Genomic DNA, 391 nt, shown 5'->3' on the forward strand with positions numbered 1-391 from the left:
AGCGGATACGCGACCACGGTTTCGCGCGTGCCGATGCGCTGCACCAGGCCGCCATTGCAGGCGATGCAGTAGTCGTCGTTGCCGGTGATGCCGAGCTCGTGCAGGTACGGCGCCAGGCCCGGAACCGGGCGGCCACTGGTCAGCACGATGTGCACGCCCAGCGCCCGCGCCTGCGCGATGGCCTTCCGGGCGCGGGGGGTGAGCTGGTGCGACGGGTCCAGCAGCGTGCCATCCATGTCGATGGCGACCAGTTCGATGGTCGATTGCCTGCGGCCCATGTCCATTGCGTTCAACTCGTGCGGGGCACGCCAGTTTACCCCCTCATGCCCGGTTCACCTCTTTGCCCACGTTGGCCGGGATACTGCAGGAGCCTGTGCGTCCCCCACCGCAG

1 protein-coding gene is annotated in these 391 nt (G+C 68.3%); it reads right to left on the bottom strand.

Annotation, left to right across the window (positions count from 1 at the left end; all coding sequences use genetic code 11):
- The coding region (locus EN850_RS34010) for an HAD hydrolase family protein (protein WP_148671830.1) at window positions 1-284 on the bottom strand (284 nt) is incomplete at its 3' end.
- Window positions 285-391: the final 107 nt, after the last annotated feature.

This window comes from Mesorhizobium sp. M8A.F.Ca.ET.207.01.1.1, assembly GCF_004794715.1.
Lineage (GTDB): Bacteria > Pseudomonadota > Alphaproteobacteria > Rhizobiales > Rhizobiaceae > Mesorhizobium.